At 73.0% G+C, this 15,164-nt stretch carries 16 protein-coding genes; 6 read left to right on the top strand and 10 right to left on the bottom strand.

Features of this window, described 5'->3' with window-relative positions:
* Both A6Q81_RS14150 and A6Q81_RS14145 read left to right on the top strand, forming a co-directional pair.
* The coding region (locus A6Q81_RS14150) for a phosphatase PAP2 family protein (RefSeq protein ID WP_286690859.1) at positions 1-454 on the top strand (454 nt) is incomplete at its 5' end.
* Positions 455-464: 10 nt separating this feature from the next.
* Complete coding sequence (locus A6Q81_RS14145; protein ID WP_286690858.1) at positions 465-1,052, top strand: antibiotic biosynthesis monooxygenase; 588 nt, start codon at positions 465-467, stop codon at positions 1,050-1,052.
* Between the two features lie 30 nt (positions 1,053-1,082).
* On the opposite strand, the gene A6Q81_RS14140 is transcribed toward A6Q81_RS14145, so the two are convergent.
* The 5 genes from A6Q81_RS14140 to A6Q81_RS14120 form a co-directional block, all read right to left on the bottom strand.
* A complete protein-coding gene (locus A6Q81_RS14140) occupies positions 1,083-1,556 on the bottom strand; it encodes a universal stress protein (protein ID WP_067860380.1) in 474 nt (157 codons plus the stop codon).
* A gap of 33 nt (positions 1,557-1,589) precedes the next feature.
* Complete coding sequence (locus A6Q81_RS14135) at positions 1,590-2,969, bottom strand: APC family permease (protein WP_286690857.1); 1,380 nt, start codon at positions 2,967-2,969, stop codon at positions 1,590-1,592.
* Positions 2,970-3,049: 80 nt separating this feature from the next.
* Positions 3,050-3,541 (bottom strand): SRPBCC family protein, encoded by a 492-nt coding sequence (locus A6Q81_RS14130; protein ID WP_067860378.1) that lies wholly within the window; start codon positions 3,539-3,541, stop codon positions 3,050-3,052.
* 154 nt (positions 3,542-3,695) lie between these two features.
* Complete coding sequence (locus A6Q81_RS14125) at positions 3,696-3,869, bottom strand: CstA-like transporter-associated (seleno)protein (RefSeq protein WP_144433812.1); 174 nt, start codon at positions 3,867-3,869, stop codon at positions 3,696-3,698.
* Positions 3,866-6,067, bottom strand: a complete 2,202-nt coding sequence (locus A6Q81_RS14120) for a carbon starvation CstA family protein (protein ID WP_286690856.1) — start codon at positions 6,065-6,067, stop codon at positions 3,866-3,868. The genes A6Q81_RS14125 and A6Q81_RS14120 overlap by 4 nt, the downstream gene beginning before the upstream one ends.
* Before the next feature lie 347 nt (positions 6,068-6,414).
* On the opposite strand from A6Q81_RS14120, the gene A6Q81_RS14115 reads away from it, so the two are divergent.
* The 4 genes from A6Q81_RS14115 (at position 6,415) to A6Q81_RS14100 (ending at position 10,353) form a co-directional block, all read left to right on the top strand.
* Complete coding sequence (locus A6Q81_RS14115) at positions 6,415-6,780, top strand: hypothetical protein (protein WP_144433811.1); 366 nt, start codon at positions 6,415-6,417, stop codon at positions 6,778-6,780.
* A gap of 85 nt (positions 6,781-6,865) precedes the next feature.
* Positions 6,866-7,402, top strand: coding sequence for a bifunctional adenosylcobinamide kinase/adenosylcobinamide-phosphate guanylyltransferase (cobU, locus tag A6Q81_RS14110; RefSeq protein WP_286690855.1), 537 nt, complete (start codon positions 6,866-6,868; stop codon positions 7,400-7,402).
* 130 nt (positions 7,403-7,532) lie between these two features.
* Positions 7,533-8,885 (top strand): M20/M25/M40 family metallo-hydrolase, encoded by a 1,353-nt coding sequence (locus A6Q81_RS14105; protein ID WP_286690854.1) that lies wholly within the window; start codon positions 7,533-7,535, stop codon positions 8,883-8,885.
* A 1-nt stretch (position 8,886) separates the two neighbouring features.
* Positions 8,887-10,353: an MFS transporter gene (locus A6Q81_RS14100; protein ID WP_286690853.1), complete on the top strand. Its 1,467-nt coding sequence runs from the start codon at positions 8,887-8,889 to the stop codon at positions 10,351-10,353.
* Here A6Q81_RS14100 and A6Q81_RS14095 read toward each other — a convergent pair.
* The 5 genes from A6Q81_RS14095 to A6Q81_RS14075 form a co-directional block, all read right to left on the bottom strand.
* The gene (locus tag A6Q81_RS14095; RefSeq protein WP_067860367.1) at positions 10,340-11,539 is read right to left on the bottom strand and encodes a S8 family serine peptidase; all 1,200 of its coding nucleotides are present in this window, start codon (positions 11,537-11,539) and stop codon (positions 10,340-10,342) included. The genes A6Q81_RS14100 and A6Q81_RS14095 overlap by 14 nt on opposite strands.
* Complete coding sequence (locus A6Q81_RS14090) at positions 11,536-12,627, bottom strand: type VII secretion protein EccB (RefSeq protein ID WP_286690860.1); 1,092 nt, start codon at positions 12,625-12,627, stop codon at positions 11,536-11,538. The genes A6Q81_RS14095 and A6Q81_RS14090 overlap by 4 nt, the downstream gene beginning before the upstream one ends.
* 176 nt (positions 12,628-12,803) lie before the next feature.
* Positions 12,804-13,490, bottom strand: coding sequence for an LPXTG cell wall anchor domain-containing protein (locus A6Q81_RS14085; RefSeq protein ID WP_067860363.1), 687 nt, complete (start codon positions 13,488-13,490; stop codon positions 12,804-12,806).
* A 19-nt stretch (positions 13,491-13,509) separates the two neighbouring features.
* Positions 13,510-14,859 carry a type VII secretion integral membrane protein EccD gene (eccD, locus tag A6Q81_RS14080; protein ID WP_286690852.1) on the bottom strand — a complete coding sequence of 450 codons (1,350 nt, stop codon included), beginning with the start codon at positions 14,857-14,859 and terminating at the stop codon, positions 13,510-13,512.
* Between the two features lie 109 nt (positions 14,860-14,968).
* A partial coding sequence (locus A6Q81_RS14075) for a WXG100 family type VII secretion target (protein WP_286690851.1) occupies positions 14,969-15,164 on the bottom strand: 196 nt, incomplete at its 5' end.

Below are 15,164 nucleotides of genomic sequence, written 5' to 3'. Positions count from 1 at the left end.
GCTGTACGGGCGCGCGCGCACGTCGCTCGTCGTGGCCTCGTTGGCCGGTCTGGCCTGCTACCTGACCGTGCCGATGGCCCCGCCGCGCTTCGTGGAGGGCTACACCGACGTGCTCGCCCTGCACTCGGCCGCGGGCTGGTGGGGGTCCGACGCGTCCGCCCCGCGCGGCATGGGCGACCTGACCAACGAGCTCGCGGCCTTCCCGTCGCTGCACGCTGGCTGGGCGCTGTGGGTCGCGCTCGCCCTCACCGCGGCCGGGGTCGGTCGGGTCTGGCGCACCCTGGGCTGGGCGCACGCCCTCGTCACGGCGTTCGTCGTGGTCGGGACCGGCAACCACTGGCTGCTCGACGTCGTCGGCGGCTGGGCCGTCGTGGCCGTCGCGTGGGCCGGTGTGGAGATCGTCACCCAGCGGCGGGCACCGGCGGACGCGACGGCGGCGGCACCGACTTCCTAGTCTGGGGGGCATGAGCGAGCACGCCCCGTCTCCCGTCCCCGTGACCGTGTCGGTGACGCGCCACGTCGACCCTGCGCACGAGGACCAGATGGTCGCGTGGCTGCGGGCCGGCTCGGAGCTGGCGGAGCGCTTCGACGGCTTCCTCGGCTCGGGGTGGGTGCGCACGTCGCCGACGTCGGGGGAGTGGCACATGCTGTTCCGCTTCGCGAGCGACGCCGACCTCGACGTGTGGATGTCGTCGCGGCAGCGCCGCTGGTGGCTCGACAGCGCCCAGGGCATCGCCGACGAGACCCGGCTCGAGCGTCGCACCGGCATCGAGGGCTGGTTCGACGACCCGTCGCGCGTCGACCTGGAGGACCTGCGCTCGGTCCCGGTCGCACCGCCACGGTGGAAGCAGATGATCTCGATCTTCATCGTCTTCTTCCCGCTGAGCGTGGTGACCAACGAGATCGGCGTGCACTACCTGGCCGACGTGTGGCTGCCCCTGCGCGTGCTCGTCACGGTCTGCGTCATGACGCCGCTCATGACGTACGTGCTGCTGCCGTGGGTCACCCGGCTGCTCGGGCCGTGGCTGCACCGTCAGCCCCGGTCGCGCTGAGCCGCGCGCGACCACCCGGCTCAGCGAGGGTCAGGCCTTCTTCGCGGCCCGGCGCACCGGCTTCCGCGCCGGCTTGGGGCCCGGACGGTGCACGAGCACGGGGCAGGTGGCCTGGTTCAGGACCTTGTGCGAGACCGAGCCCATGAGCACCGCCTGGGTGCGGGTGCTCTGGCTGGCGAGCACGATGAGGCCGGAGTCGAACCGCTTGGCCGCCTTGATGATCTCGTTCGCCGGCGCGCCGCTGTAGACGTGCGTGGTGACGGGCGGGCCCCAGCCGTCGAGCGCCTCGGCGACCTTGAGCGTGGCCTGCTCGGCCTCGCGGCGGAACGACAGCTCGACACCGCCGTCGGCGCTGCCCTCTGCCGCGAACGGCACCGCGGCGAGCGGGCTGACGACGGCGACGACGCTGACCTTGGTGACGCTGTCGGCGTCGACGACGTGGCGCAGGTACGTGGCGGACTGGAGCGACTGCTTCGAGCCGTCCGTGGCGACGAGCACGTGCATGGGCTTCTCCTGGGTGGGTCGTTGCGGGTGAGGCTAGCCGGACAGGTCGGTGGGGTCGAGGGCGTGCGGCTGGTGACGCATCGCGAAGGCGTTGACGCCGTACATCACGACGCCGATGGCGACGATCGCACCGCACCACAGGATCGAGCCCCGGTCGTTGATCATCGTGTGCACCAGGATCGCCACGTTGGCGACCACGCCGACGACGAGGATGACGATGGGCGCGGAGTAGTGCTCGTGCTCGACGGGCGTCCCGCGCAGCGTGAGCGCCGCGAGACAGACCATGCCGTACACGACGATGAGGAACAGGACGGTCACCGTGGCCAGCCGGTCGACGTCGGCCACGGCGAGCAGCAGGCACACGATGGCTGCCGTGAAGACGATCGAGACCCACGGGGTGCGGCGGGTGGCGTGGGTGCGGGCGAAGATCCGCGGCACGATGCCCTGGCGCGCCATGCCGTACATGATGCGCGACTGCGCCACGAGGGAGACGAGTGTCGTGTTGGTGACGGCCACGAGCGCGATCGCGGAGAACACGAGCTCGGGCACGGGGATGGGGCCGTTCTGCACGACGGTCAGCAGGCTGCCGTCCTCGCCCTTGTTCGCGGTGAGCTGGTCGAGCGGCGCGACCATCGACGCGATGAACGCGATGACCATGTAGAGGATGCCGGCGAGGGTCATGCCGCCGAGCAGCGCCCGCGGGAACGTCCGGCTCGGGTCCTGCGTCTCCTCGGCGATGTTCGCGGCGTTCTCGAAGCCCGTCATCGCGAAGAACGCGAGCGCCACCCCGCCGAGGACGACGAGCGTCGGGTTGCCCTCGTTGAGCTCGAACGGCTGCTGCAGGTTCGCGTCGCCCTCGGCCAGGACGACCACGCCGACCGCGAGGATGATCAGCAGGCCGGTCGTCTCGATCAGCGTCATGACCATGTTGGTCCACACCGACTCGGTGATGCCGCGGAAGTTCAGCAGCGAGAGTGCGACGATGAAGACGATGGCGACGAGCGTGACCGACGCACCCTCGACGAAGGACTGGAAGTAGGTGCCGCCGAAGACCCGCGCCAAGGTGCCGGCGGCGGCGATGGTGGCGGCGAGCAGGCAGAACGTGACCATGAAGGTCAGGAACCGGTTGCCGAACGCCTTGTGCGTGTACAGCGCGGCCCCCGCGGCCTGGGGGTACTTGGTGATGAGCTCGGCGTAGGCGAAGCCGGTGAGCAGTGCGACGGTGACGCCGATGACGAACGACAGCCAGAACGCGCCGCCCACCGTGAACGCCATGACGCCGATGAGGGCGTAGATGCCGGAGCCGAGCACGTCGCCCAGCACGTAGAAGAACAGCAGCCGGCCGGTGATGGACCGCTTCAGCTCCTCCTGCTGCCCGGCACCCCCGGCTGCGCTCGTGGTCTGGTCGCTCATGCGGTCCCTCCCGATCGCGTGTTCCGTCGATCGTGGTGGCAGGGACGGGTGCGCGCAAGCCCAGGCGGGTTGCAGCGCGGTTACGAGCCGCGGACGTACCCGAGCCGCGCCGCCCGCTCCAGGATCCCGAGGGTGGCCTTGAGACCGTCCTCGTCGACGATCGGGAACTGGTCCTTCCAGTCGTCCCGCGCGTGGCTCCAGTCGAGCACCGACGTGACCTGCGTGCCGCCGTCGACGGGTTCGAGTCGGTACCCCCAGCGGTGCCCGATCGGTGGGCGCACCCGGCCGATGATCGACCAGGTGATCAGCCGGTCGGGCTCGTACTCCTCGATGACGACCGTGACGTCGTACTCCTTGAGGTCGGGGATGTCGCCGTAGGACTCACGGTCCATGTGCACGAGGAACCGGTCGCCGACCGCGGCGACGACGTCGCCCTCGACCGACTGCAGCATGCCGGAGGCGTCGATCGCGACGTGCCCCCACGGGTCGCGCAGCACCGCGAAGATCGTGTCGGCGGGCGCCTTCACCACGCGGCCGGTCTCGATGCGTTCGTCGGGGTAGCGCTCGCTCATGCGTCCATCGTCGGCCGCAGTCCCGCGTCGCGCACCCTCGCCCGGCCGGCCTGCTTGCGTGGGGCCCCACGCAAGCAGGCTCCGCCCACCGCAAACATGCGCCCGATCTGCGCGTTTGCGTGGGGCCCCACGCAAACGCGCACGTGCGGGCGGGTCAGCAGCAGCGCGCCATGGGGGCGTGCTCGATCCGGTCGGCGCGGTGGCGCTCGAAGGCGCGGCGGGTCGTCGGCTCGACGCCGTCGCGCTCGCAGGCCGCGAGGTAGTCGTCCCACGCCGCCTCGCCCGTGAACTCCCGGACGAGGCGACGAAAGCGCGCGAAGCGGCTCATCGGTGACCCCGCTGGCCGGTGAGCTCGCCTCGCTCGGCCTCCCACGCGGCGACCGCCTCCTTCTCCTCGCGGGTCGCGACGAAGTCGGCCGGCGCGACGATCTGCGACGGCGTGTGAGGCACCTCGGTGGTGGGCAGCGACCCGACCCGGACCGCGCGCACCCAGATCACCACGGCGTTGGCGACGACGACGATGACGAGCAGCGCGAACACCGCCTGGATGACGCCGTTCGTCGTGGAGTTGCGGATGATCTGGTCCATCTGGCCCGGGTCGGCCGCCGGCGCCAGCACGTCGCCGGCGTCGCGCGCCTCGCGGTACCGGTCGGCCTGCGCGAAGTAGCCGATGGCGGGGTTGTCGCTGAACACCTTCTGCCAGCTCGCCGTCATCGTCACGACGAGGTCCCACGCGAGCGGGATGCCGGGCACCCACACCCACCTCAGCTTGCCGTGCTTGAGCAGCAGGGTCACGCACAGCGTCAGGGCGATGGCCGCGAGCAGCTGGTTGGCGATGCCGAACAGCGGGAAGAGCTGGTTGATGCCGCCGAGGGGGTCGCTGATGCCGATGTAGAGGAAGTAGCCCCACGCGCCCACCGTGACGGCGCTCGCGCTCCACGCGGCGGGCCGCCACGAGACGTCGCCGAAGCGGGTCCAGACGTTGCCGATCGTGTCCTGCAGCATGAACCGGCCGACGCGGGTGCCGGCGTCGACGGCGGTGAGGATGAACAGCGCCTCGAACATGATCGCGAAGTGGTACCAGAAGGCCTGCAGGTTGCCGCCGAACGCCTGGTGGAAGACCTGCGAGAGACCGAAGGCGAGGGTCGGCGCGCCGCCCGTGCGCGACACCAGCGTCGACTCCTCGATCGACGCCGCGGCGGCGGTGAGGTCGCCGGGCGTGATCGTGAACCCGAGCTGGCTGACGAACGCCGCCGCGCCCTCGGGCGTGCCGCCGGTCGCGCCGGCGGGGGCGTTCATCGCGTAGTAGAGGCCCTGGTCGATGACGACGGCCGCGATGAGGGCGCTGATCGCCACGAACGACTCCATCAGCATGCCGCCGTACCCGATCATCCGGACGTGGCTCTCCTTGGCGATCATCTTCGGCGTCGTGCCCGAGGCGATGAGGGCGTGGAAGCCCGACAGCGCACCGCAGGCGATGGTGATGAAGACGAACGGGAACAGCTTGCCCGCGAACACCGGGCCGTCTCCGTCGACGGCGAAGCTCGTGACCGCGTCGGCCTGCAGCGTCGGCGCGGCGATGACCAGGCCGACGGCCAGCAGCACGATGACGCCGATCTTCATGAACGTCGAGAGGTAGTCGCGCGGCGTCAGCAGCATCCAGACCGGCAGGATCGACGCGACGAACCCGTAGACGACGAGCGCGATGACGAGGTGCTCCTTGCTCAGCGTGAGCGCGTCGCCGAGGCCCAGCTGGTCGACGTACCCGCCGCCGACGATCGCGAGCAGCAGGAGCACGACGCCGATGGCGGTGGTCTCGAGGACGCGACCCGGGCGCAGGTAGCGCAGGTAGAAGCCCATGAAGAGCGCGATGGGGATGGTCAGGCCGATCGAGAAGACGCCCCACGGCGACTCCGCGAGCGCGTTCACGACCACCAGCGCCAGCACCGCGAGGATGATGATCATGATCGCGAAGACGGCGATCAGGGCAGCGGTGCCGCCGACGACACCGATCTCGTCGCGCACCATCTGGCCGAGGCTCTTGCCGTCGCGGCGCATCGACAGGAACAGCACGACCATGTCCTGGACGGCGCCGGCGAGGATGACGCCGACGATGATCCAGATGGTGCCGGGCAGGTAGCCCATCTGCGCCGCGAGCACGGGACCGACGAGCGGACCGGCGCCGGCGATGGCGGCGAAGTGGTGGCCGAACAGCACCCGACGGTCGGTCACCTCGTAGTCGACGCCGTTCTCCAGGCGCTCGGCCGGGGTCGCGCGCGTGTCGTCGACCTCGAGGACCTTGCGCGCGATGAACCGCGAGTAGAAGCGGTACGCGATGGCGTACGACGACAGGGCGGCGAACAGGATCCACAGCGCCGACACGTCCTCGCCGCGCGAGAGCGCGAGGACGGCCCAGCAGACGGCGCCGACGAGGGCGACCGCCGACCAGACGACGATGGTGCGGATCCGGCTGCTCCCGCCACCGGTGCCGGTGGGCTGCGGGGCGGTCGGGGTGCGGGTGCTCATGGGTCTCCCGGGGTGGTGCAGCAGGACAGGACTCGGGCGCGGGGCGGCGGGACGAGCCGGCGCGCCGATCCATCCGACCACGCGTGACCCGGGTCACGCCAGTTGCGTACGTTGCGTCGCGCCGAGCGGTGCCGGTCCGTCGGCGAGCGGCGTGCGGCTCCCGTCGCCGGGCGCGCGTCGACCGTCTGCGGACCGTGGGCGGGACGCCTGCACCACCCAGCGGCTCGAGCACTCGACGGACGGGCAGGTCGAGCGTACGGTGCGCTGTGAGGCAGGTCACACCGACCGTCTCGTCGGGGGGTCGCCTGTGGGCGTCCCAGGAGAAAGGGATCACCATGAAGCGTTCGATGAGACTTGCAGGCGCAGCGGCCATGGCGGTGGGAGCACTCGTCGCCGTCGGACCGACGACGGCCGGACCTGCAGTCGCCGCCAACGACTGCACCGCCCCGCGCTGGGACGTCCACCCGGACCTGATCAGCACCGGCACGTTCAGCTGGGGCGACGGCACCGCCATCCGCACCGCCGGCTACAACGACTGCACCATCGTCGGCCGCGGGTACCCCAACCAGGGGATCGACGTGCACTGCAGCCGGCAGAACGACAACGGCGTCTGGTGGGTGTACGCCCGCAACACCAGCACGGGGAAGGCGGGCTGGGCGAGCTACAGCGCCGTCTACACGTCGGGCAGCGTCCTGCCGCCGCGGTGCTCCTGAGCGTGACGGCCGCCCGCTACGGGACTGCGCAGCGGGCGGCCGTCGGCGGCTTCGAGTGGCTCGACGGCGGGCGTATCGTCGAACCATGAAGGCGTTGGTCACCGGCGGGGTCAGGTCGGGCAAGTCGTTCCACGCGGAGTCACTGGTGGTGGCGCACGAGCAGGTCGTCTACGTGGCCCCCGGACCGCCGGCCGACCCCGACGACGACCCCGAGTGGGCCCACCGGGTGGCGCTGCACCAGGAGCGTCGTCCGTCACACTGGACGACGCTCGAGACCACCGACCTCGAGTCCGCCATCGAGGACGGGGACGACGGCACCGCCGTGCTCGTCGACTGCCTGGGCACCTGGCTCACCGCCCAGCTCGACGAGCTCGACGCGTGGGACGCGATCCGCGAGGACTGGGAGCCGGTGCTGATGGAGCGCGTCGACGCCGCCGCGTCGGCGCTCGCCCGGACGTCGCGCACCGTCGTGCTGGTGACCAACGAGGTCGGGATGGGCGTGGTGCCGGAGCACCGGTCGGGCCGCGTCTTCCGCGACCTGCTCGGCGTCGTGAACCAGCGGTTCTCGGCCGAGTGCGACCAGGTGCTCCTCGTCGTCGCCGGACGCGTCCTCACCCTCTGACCCCTCGACCCCGCTGAGCGTGACGTTCGCGGGGCGATGTGGGCGTCGTCGCCCCGCGAACGTCACGCTCAGAGGGGTGGGGGCGGTTCGGGGGAGCGGGATGGACCCGGGGAGGGGCTAGCGTCGGGGAGTGCACCCCGACGTCGAGATCCTGCGCGCGGCGATCCGCGTGCCCACCGTGGCCGACCGCGACCCGGCACTCACCGACCCCGAGCCGTTCGCGCGCCTGCACGCGCTGCTCGCCGAGCACTTCCCGCTCCTGCACGCGCAGCTCGAGCGCGTCGACCTCGGCGACGCCGCCCCTCGGGCGCTGCTGTGGCGCTGGGCCGGCGCGTCGCCCGACCGTCCCGTGGTGCTCATGGCCCACCAGGACGTCGTCCCTGTGACGCCCGACGACCCGTGGACGCACGACGCGTTCGCCGCCGACGTCGTCGAGACGGCCGAGGGGCCGGCCGTCTGGGGACGCGGCACGCTCGACGACAAGGGCCAGCTCGTCGCGATCTGCACGGCCGTCGAACGGCTCCTCGCCGACGGCTTCGAGCCGGCGCAGGACGTCTGGCTGTCCTTCGGGGCCGACGAGGAGGTGTCGGGCCCCTCGGCGCCGGCTGCCGTCGCCGAGCTGGCCCGTCGTGGGGTGGAGCCGTGGTTCGTGCTCGACGAGGGCGGCGCGGTCGCCGGGCAGGCGTTCCCCGGCGTGTCGGCACCCGTCGCGGTCATCGGCTCCACCGAGAAGGGCACGACCACCCTCTCGCTCACGGTCACCGGACGAGGTGGCCACTCCTCCACGCCCCCGACCCGCGCCCCCGCCGCGCGGCTCGGTCGCGCGCTCTGGCGGCTCGACCGTGAGCAGTTCGGGGTCAACGTGCCCGGTCCCACCGTCGACCTGCTCCGCCGGCTCGCCGGCCACCTGCCCCTGCCGCTGCGCGCGCTGCTCGCAGGCGCCACGCGGACCCCGCCGGCCGTGCTCGGTCGCGTGCTCGTGGCTGCCGGTCCGGAGACGGCGGCGATGGCGCGCACCACGATGGTCGCGACCACGCTCGTGGGGGCTCCGGCGCACAACGTCATCCCGGCCCGGGCGCGCGCCGAGGTGAACCTCAGGATCATGCCCGGCGAGAGCGTCGCCGCCGCGGTGGAGCACGTGCGCGCCGCGGTGGACGACGACGAGGTGGTCGTCGACGTCGTCGAGGCCAACGAGCCGAGCCCGCTGTCGCCCACCACCGAGCCGGAGGCGCAGGGTGCGTTCGCCCTGCTCGAACGGACGGTCGGCGCCGTGTTCCCGGACGCCGTCGTCACGCCCTACGTCATGATGGCCGGCACCGACAGCCGCACCTTCACCGCGATCTGCTCCCGCGTGTACCGCTTCGCGCCGCTGCGGATGAGCAAGGAGCAGCGGGCGTCGATCCACTCCTACGACGAGCACGTGCACGTGGCGGCCTGGCTGGAGGGCGTCGACTGGTACGTGGCGCTCCTGAGGGGGCTGTGACGTGACCACGACCGCGACGCTGCACCGCTCGCTCTGGTCCGTCGTCGGGTTCCTCGTGGCCGTCGAGGTCGTGAGCGGCGTCCTGCAGGGCTTCTACACCCCGATCTTCTCCGACATCGCCCGCCATCTCGGCATCCGCGACGCCGACGTCAACTGGTTCGAGGCCGCGCAGCTCGTGCTGTCGGCGCTCGCCGTGCCGTTGCTGGCTCGGCTCGGCGACCTCTGGGGGCACCGCAACGTGCTGCTGCTGTCCACGGCCGTGACCGCGGCCGGGTCGTGGACGCTCGCCCTCGCGCCGGGCTTCTCGACGTTCCTCGTCGGCTGGGCGCTCCAGGGCGCCTACGTCGTGTGGCTGCCCGTCGAGGTGGCGATCATCCACCGTCGCACCGCCGGCCGGGCCGACCAGCACCGGACGACGCGCCGCGCCGCGGCGTTCCTCGTGGCCGCGCTCGAGACCGGTGTCATCGTCGGTGCGCTCACGTCGGGCGCCCTCGTGGAGGCGACGTCGATGACGGTGCTGCTGTGCCTCCCGGCCGTCGCGGTGACGGCCTGCCTGCTCGTCGTCTGGTTCGGCGTCGAGCGCGACCGCGGCCAGGCCTCGGGCGGCTACGACTACGCGGGACTCGGCTGGCTCACGGTCACGCTCGGCCTGCTGATGGGTGGCCTCATCGCCATCCGCCTGCTCGGGGCCGGGTCGCCGGTCCCGTGGCTCCTGGTCGCGCTCTCGCTGGCGGCGCTCGCCGGACTCGTGCGGTTCGAGGCGGCGCTGGGGGCGAGGGTCGATGGCACGGTCGCGCCGTTGATCGACGTGCGCACGTTCGCCCTGCGCGCCCAGTGGCCTGTCCAGCTCACGGCGTTCCTGTTCGGGATGTCGGTGCTCGGCGCGCAGATCCCGCTCTCGACGTTCGCGCGGACGGACCCCGACGTCGCGGGCTTCGGCCTCGGTGCGTCCGCGGCGTTCGTCTCGACGCTCATCGGCGTCTACGTCGTCACCATGGTGGTCGGCGCGCTGTCGCTGCCGCTGCTCGCCGGCCTGCTCGGCCCCCGCGTCGCGATGGTCGTCGGTTGCACGCTCGTCGGTGTCGGCTACGGCCTGTTCCTCCCGCTGCACGACAGCGCGGGGCAGACCCTCACGAACATGGGCGTCGCCGGAGTCGGGTCGGGCCTGCTGGTGGCGGCCCTCCCGGCCGCCGCGGCGGCAGCAGCACCGGCCCACGCGACGGGCTTCGCCACCGGCATGACCAACGCGACGAAGACGGTGGGCGGCGCGATCGCCTCCGCGGTGTTCGCCATCGCCCTCGCCTCGACCGGCTCGATCGACGACCCCGCGCTCGGGCACGCGCCGCTGTCGGGCTACCTGACGGTCTGGGCGGTGTGCTCCCTGTCGGCGCTCGCGGCGGCGGTGGTGCTGCTGGTCACCCGTCGCGGCGCCGGCGCGACGCCCGAGGGAGGAGTCAGCGCGGGGTGAGGCGGCGTCGACGTCGGGCCCACGGGGCCAGGACGAGCGCCACCGCCGTCGCACCGGCGGCGCCGAGCAGCCACCAGGCCAGCTGGTGCCGCGTGCTGTCGAGCGGGTCGCGTCCGGCCACGGTCGGCAGGATCGTGGATTCCTGCGGCGCCGACGCCGCCTGGGACGTGCCCGGTGCCGCGTTCGAGGTGCTCGTCATGGCGGCGACGGGCTGGATCGTGCCCCAGCCCCGGGTGTCGTCGCGCTGGTCCTCGACGGGTCGGTCCGCCGTGGCCAGCAGCCGGTTGACGACCTGGCGGGGCGAGTCGTCCGGGAAGCGCTGGACGAGCATCGCGGCCAGGGCACTCACGTAGCCCGTGGCGTAGCTCGTGTACGGGTGGTCCAGGCCCACGAGGCAGTCGCCGTTGGAGCGGAACGCGGTGAGCACGTTGGCCCCCGGGGCGGCGACGTCGACGTGCGGGCCGTGCACGCTCCAGTCGTCGACGGCACCCGCGGCGTTCGTCGCCGCGACCCCGACCACGCCGTCGAAGCCGGCCGGGTACTGCACCTGGGTGAAGGGGGCGTCCTCCTGCGTGTTGCCCGACGCCGCCACCACGATGGCACCGCTGCGCAGGGCGACCTCGGTGGCGCGACGCAGCGCCGGGAGGTCCTTGTCGGAGGAGCCCGTCGTGAGCGAGACGTTGATGACGTCGACGCCCTGCTGGGCCGCCCACCGGATGCCGGCGGCGACGTCGGCCGTCGTGCTGCCCTCGCCGAGCACACGGACCGGCACGATCGTGGCCTCGGGCGCGGCCCCGATGAGCACCGAACCCGTCGCGCGGCGGGCGGCGATGATGCCCGCGAGGGCCGTGCCGTGGGCGTAGGGGTCCTCGGTGGCCTGGCCGCCGATGAAGGACCGACCGGGCTCCACGCCCGACCGCAGGTGCTGGTTGCGGGTGTCGACCCCGGTGTCGACCACGGCCACCCGGACACCCTTGCCGGTGCCCTCGCGCCAGGCGTCGGGGAAGCCGGCGTCGCGCACGTTCGTCATCGCGGTCGGGTCGGAGACGAGCTGCGTGCGGCCCACCTCGCAGCGCCCCTCCTGCGCGTTGGGCGGCTGGTCGACGGCCACGGCCGGTGCGAGCGGCGTCAAGGTGGGCAGCAGCAGGGCCGCGCCGGCGACGACGTGCGCGAGACGCAACGTCACTGCTTCGCCCCGTCAGCCGCCTGCACGGCCGCGGCCAGCGAGAGCTCGGGGCCGCTGGAGAACAGCTCGACCCACGCGCGCGGCGTCGCGATCGGCTCGACCGACTCGTAGCCGAGCGCCCGCAGGACGGTCGGCACCTGGTCCTTCGGCCCGATCGCGAACCGGGTCCCGCGGGAGTCGACGAGGAAGGTGGTGTCGTTCGTGCTCGCGCGGGAGCGGGTCGTCGAGCGGACCAGCGCACCGCGACCCTGCTCGACACGCACCAGACGCTGGGCGCCCGTGGCGCGCGCCTCGTCGCGGGTGGCCTCGGCCAGCACCGGCGTGCTGGTGGCGCCGTCCTCGCCGGCCACCAGCTGCAGGCACGGACGACGGTCGTCGCTCTGGTCGGGCAGCTCGGTGGGCCAGTCGCCGGGCACGACGCCCGACGCGCTCTGCGCCGGGACGGACTGCACGTCGCCGACGTCGACCTGCTGCTCCGGCAGGCGGCTCGTCGCGGTGTAGACGGCGTACGCGAAGTCGCTGAGCTGCACCAGGCCCCGGCGGCCGAGCACGTAGCCCGTGCCGTCGACGGAGACGGGGGTTCCGACGACGTCGAGGCCGGCGACCCCGGTGCTCCCGCTGAAGCGGCTGCCGGAACCGGGCACGGTCAGCGGGGCCAGCGACGTCCCCTCGGGCACGAGCTGCAGCCAGGCGTCCGACGCCGGGAACGGGTCGTCCTGCCCGACCCCGACACCGCGCAGCACCGACTGGCCCAGCCGGCCGGCCGGCACGGCGTAGCGTCGTGAGCCCGACACGAGCCAGAGCCGGTCCTTCGTGTCGCGGGCGAGCAGCGAGTCCTGGCTCGAGCGCCGGGTTCCCGGGGTGTCGCTGACGTCGACCGTCAGCCCGCCCTGCTCGTTGGTGCACGCGCTCCACCGGTCTTGCACGAGCAGCGACGCGGGGGTCAGGTAGTCGGGCGCGCCGGGGATGCCGACGGGCTGCGACTTCGGCTCGTCGACGAGCACGTCGTCGGGGACGTAGGAGACCTTCACCTGGTCCTGGCCCGCCAGGGCGAGCCGGGCCGAGGTGATGTTGATGACGGGGAACAGCGTGCCCTCGTACTGGCCACCAGCAGGGCTGCCAGCACGATGCCGCCGGCGAGCGTGCGCCCGTAGCGGACGGGTTCGACCTCCCGTCCGCCCGGGGCACCGCTCAGGAACGCCGTGACGAGGCGACGGCGGTTGAAGGAGTGCGCCTCGACCAGGTCACGCTTGCTCGCCATCCGTCAGACGAGACGGTGGCGGGCCGAGTACGGCCGGCGCAGCAGGACGCCACCGATCAGCAGGAAGACGGCACCCAGGGCGGCCAGCAGGTTCAGGCCGCCCTCCACACCCGTGGCGGGGAGCTCCTCGCCCCGCGGCGTGGCCGCGGCGCCGGAGCCCGACGCGACGAGCCCACCGAGGGAGGAGTCGAGGCCGCTCAGGCCCTGCGGCACGGAGTTGCCGAGGCCCGGGGCCACGGCACCGCCGTCGGAGACGTTGCCGCCGCCGCCGTTCCCACCGCCGTTGCCGCCACCGTTGCCCCCGCCGTTGCCGCCGCCGGGCGTCGGGATGGTGGGCGTGGGCGTGGTGGGCTGCGGGGTCGTCGGCTCCGGGTCCGGCGTGGGGATGGTCGGCTCGGGCACGGTCGGCTCCGGGTCCGGAGTGGGGATCGTCGGCACCGGGATCGTGGGCACCGGGATGGTGGGCTCCGGGTCGGGGTCGAGGATCGGGAAGCAGTCGGGGTCGAGCGGGTTCACGAGCAGGTCGCAGTCGCCGTCGACGAGGGCTGCCGCGTCGACCGCGGCGGCGCGGGCACTCGCGTCGGCCGTGGTGTCGGTGTCGGCGGCGAACGCCAGCTGGGGCAGCGAGAAGGACAGCAGGACGGCGCCCACGGTGAGGGCGGCCCCGGAGGTGGCCTGGCGCAGCTTCATGAGGTGTCTCCTTGGTAGTTCAGGACCGGACGGCGGCGACGATGCCGACCGCGATGACGAGGAGTGGCAGGAGGGCGACGAGTGACGCGAGCTCGACCACCTCGACGAGACGGCCGCGCACGACCGACTCCTCGGAGCGGACCAGCGTGGCGACGAGGGTGGCCGCAGCAGCGACGACGAGGACGATGACGAGCTCCAGGCGCCACTCGGGCCGGAGCACCAGCACGCTCAGCGCGACGGCGAGCAGTCCGGCTCCGGCGCCGGCGAGCCCGACGCCGACCTCGGTGCCGGAGCGCAGCTGGCGCGTGCGGGCGAGCAGGACGACGCTGACGCACACCGTGGCCAGCGCTCCGGTGACCCCGAGCGTGACGGCCAGGGGCGCGACGAGCAGGAGCAGCACGCCGACGGACGCGGTGAGGGCCAGGAAGATGCTGTGCCCGGTGGCGGCGCTGGAGCGCACCTGGTCGATCGAGACCTCGTCGGGGTCCGCGACCTCGACCGTCGGGTCCTGCGGCTGGGCGGCCGAGCCGCCGACGAGCGTCAGCGACAGCGCGGGCAGCAGGCTGGAGAGGATGGTCAGCACGGCGAGCAGCGTCAGGTACGCCTCGGGCGCGCCGATGTCGGTGGACGCGACGATGGAGCTGGTCATGGCCACGAGCGCGCCGACCACCAGGCCGGGTGCGAGCAGCACACGTCGCTCCACGGTCCCGACGAGGGCCAGGGCCGCGGCGACCGCGGCCCCACCGCCGGCGGCGGCGAGCGGCCAGCCCAGCAGACCGGGCTCGTCGAGCGCGGTGAAGCCGCCCACGGCGGCGAACACGGTGGCGCTCCAGCCCAGGACCAAGGCGACCTCGGGCTCGCCCTCCAGGCGGGCGAGCACGATCGCGGCGGTGACGAGCACGAGCGCGACCACACCGGCGAGCGCGCCGGCCACGACGCTGGGACGCTCGAGGCTGATGGTCAGGGCGCCGAGGGCGAGCAGCGCGGTGGCGGCGACGAGGGCCGTCCGACGGGCCGCGGTGGGCGCCCACGGCGACGTCGTGGACTCGACGACGTCGGCCATCGCCTCGACGACGTCGTCGTAGACACGCCGGCGACCGTCGGAAGCCGGTGCGAGCACGAGCACCGCACCGTCGTGCACGTGCTGGAAGGTCAGGCCGCTCGTCGACGAGAGCTCGCGGCCGTCGCTCAGGTGCAGCACGAAGCCGCGGTGCGACGTGGTCGGGTCGAGGGCGCCGAGCGTGCGGGCGATCTCCGTCACGAGCTCGGCCACCGGCACGGCTGACGGCAGCGCGAGGTCGGCGCTGCGCTCGTCGGTGCGCACCGTGACACGGACCAGGCCGGTGGGTCCGGCCTCGGTCGTGGTCATGGGCGACTCCGGGGGCGCTGCGGGTACATGGTCTCGGCTCTCGTGCGGTCGGTCGGACAGGAGTTCCCGCCAGGCCGCGGACGCGACCTGGCGGGGAGGAGGTGGTGGGTCAGCCGCCGAAGGAGGCGCGGTTGGCGTTCTCGGCGCGGCGGTAGTCGGCTGCGGAGTCCGAGACGGCGGTGCCGGTCTGGGCGAGGGTGGCGTTGAGGTCGTTGATGGCCTGGTCCCACTTGGTCTTGGCGCTCTGGTAGGCGGCGGATGCCTCGCCGGTCCAGTCGGCCTTGAGGGGGGCGAGCTCGGACTCG

Origin of the sequence: Aeromicrobium sp. REDSEA-S38_B2 (assembly GCF_001628525.1) — a bacterium.
Lineage (GTDB): Bacteria > Actinomycetota > Actinomycetes > Propionibacteriales > Nocardioidaceae > Aeromicrobium > Aeromicrobium erythreum.
Note: the sequence above shows the minus strand (reverse complement) of the source record. Positions and strands in the feature narration are given on the sequence as shown.

Excerpts from the sequence above, each read along its gene's own strand:
- A6Q81_RS14120 (WP_286690856.1), bottom strand. The coding sequence starts at position 6,067 with ATGAGCACCCGCACCCCGACCGCCCCGCAGCCCACCGGCACCGGTGGC.
- A6Q81_RS14085 (WP_067860363.1), bottom strand. The coding sequence starts at position 13,490 with ATGAAGCTGCGCCAGGCCACCTCCGGGGCCGCCCTCACCGTGGGCGCC.
- A6Q81_RS14115 (WP_144433811.1), top strand. The coding sequence starts at position 6,415 with ATGAGACTTGCAGGCGCAGCGGCCATGGCGGTGGGAGCACTCGTCGCC.
- A6Q81_RS14125 (WP_144433812.1), bottom strand. The coding sequence starts at position 3,869 with ATGAGCCGCTTCGCGCGCTTTCGTCGCCTCGTCCGGGAGTTCACGGGC.
- A6Q81_RS14130 (WP_067860378.1), bottom strand. The coding sequence starts at position 3,541 with ATGAGCGAGCGCTACCCCGACGAACGCATCGAGACCGGCCGCGTGGTG.
- cobU (WP_286690855.1), top strand. The coding sequence starts at position 6,866 with ATGAAGGCGTTGGTCACCGGCGGGGTCAGGTCGGGCAAGTCGTTCCAC.
- A6Q81_RS14135 (WP_286690857.1), bottom strand. The coding sequence starts at position 2,969 with ATGAGCGACCAGACCACGAGCGCAGCCGGGGGTGCCGGGCAGCAGGAG.
- eccD (WP_286690852.1), bottom strand. The coding sequence starts at position 14,859 with ATGACCACGACCGAGGCCGGACCCACCGGCCTGGTCCGTGTCACGGTG.
- A6Q81_RS14145 (WP_286690858.1), top strand. The coding sequence starts at position 465 with ATGAGCGAGCACGCCCCGTCTCCCGTCCCCGTGACCGTGTCGGTGACG.
- A6Q81_RS14140 (WP_067860380.1), bottom strand. The coding sequence starts at position 1,556 with ATGCACGTGCTCGTCGCCACGGACGGCTCGAAGCAGTCGCTCCAGTCC.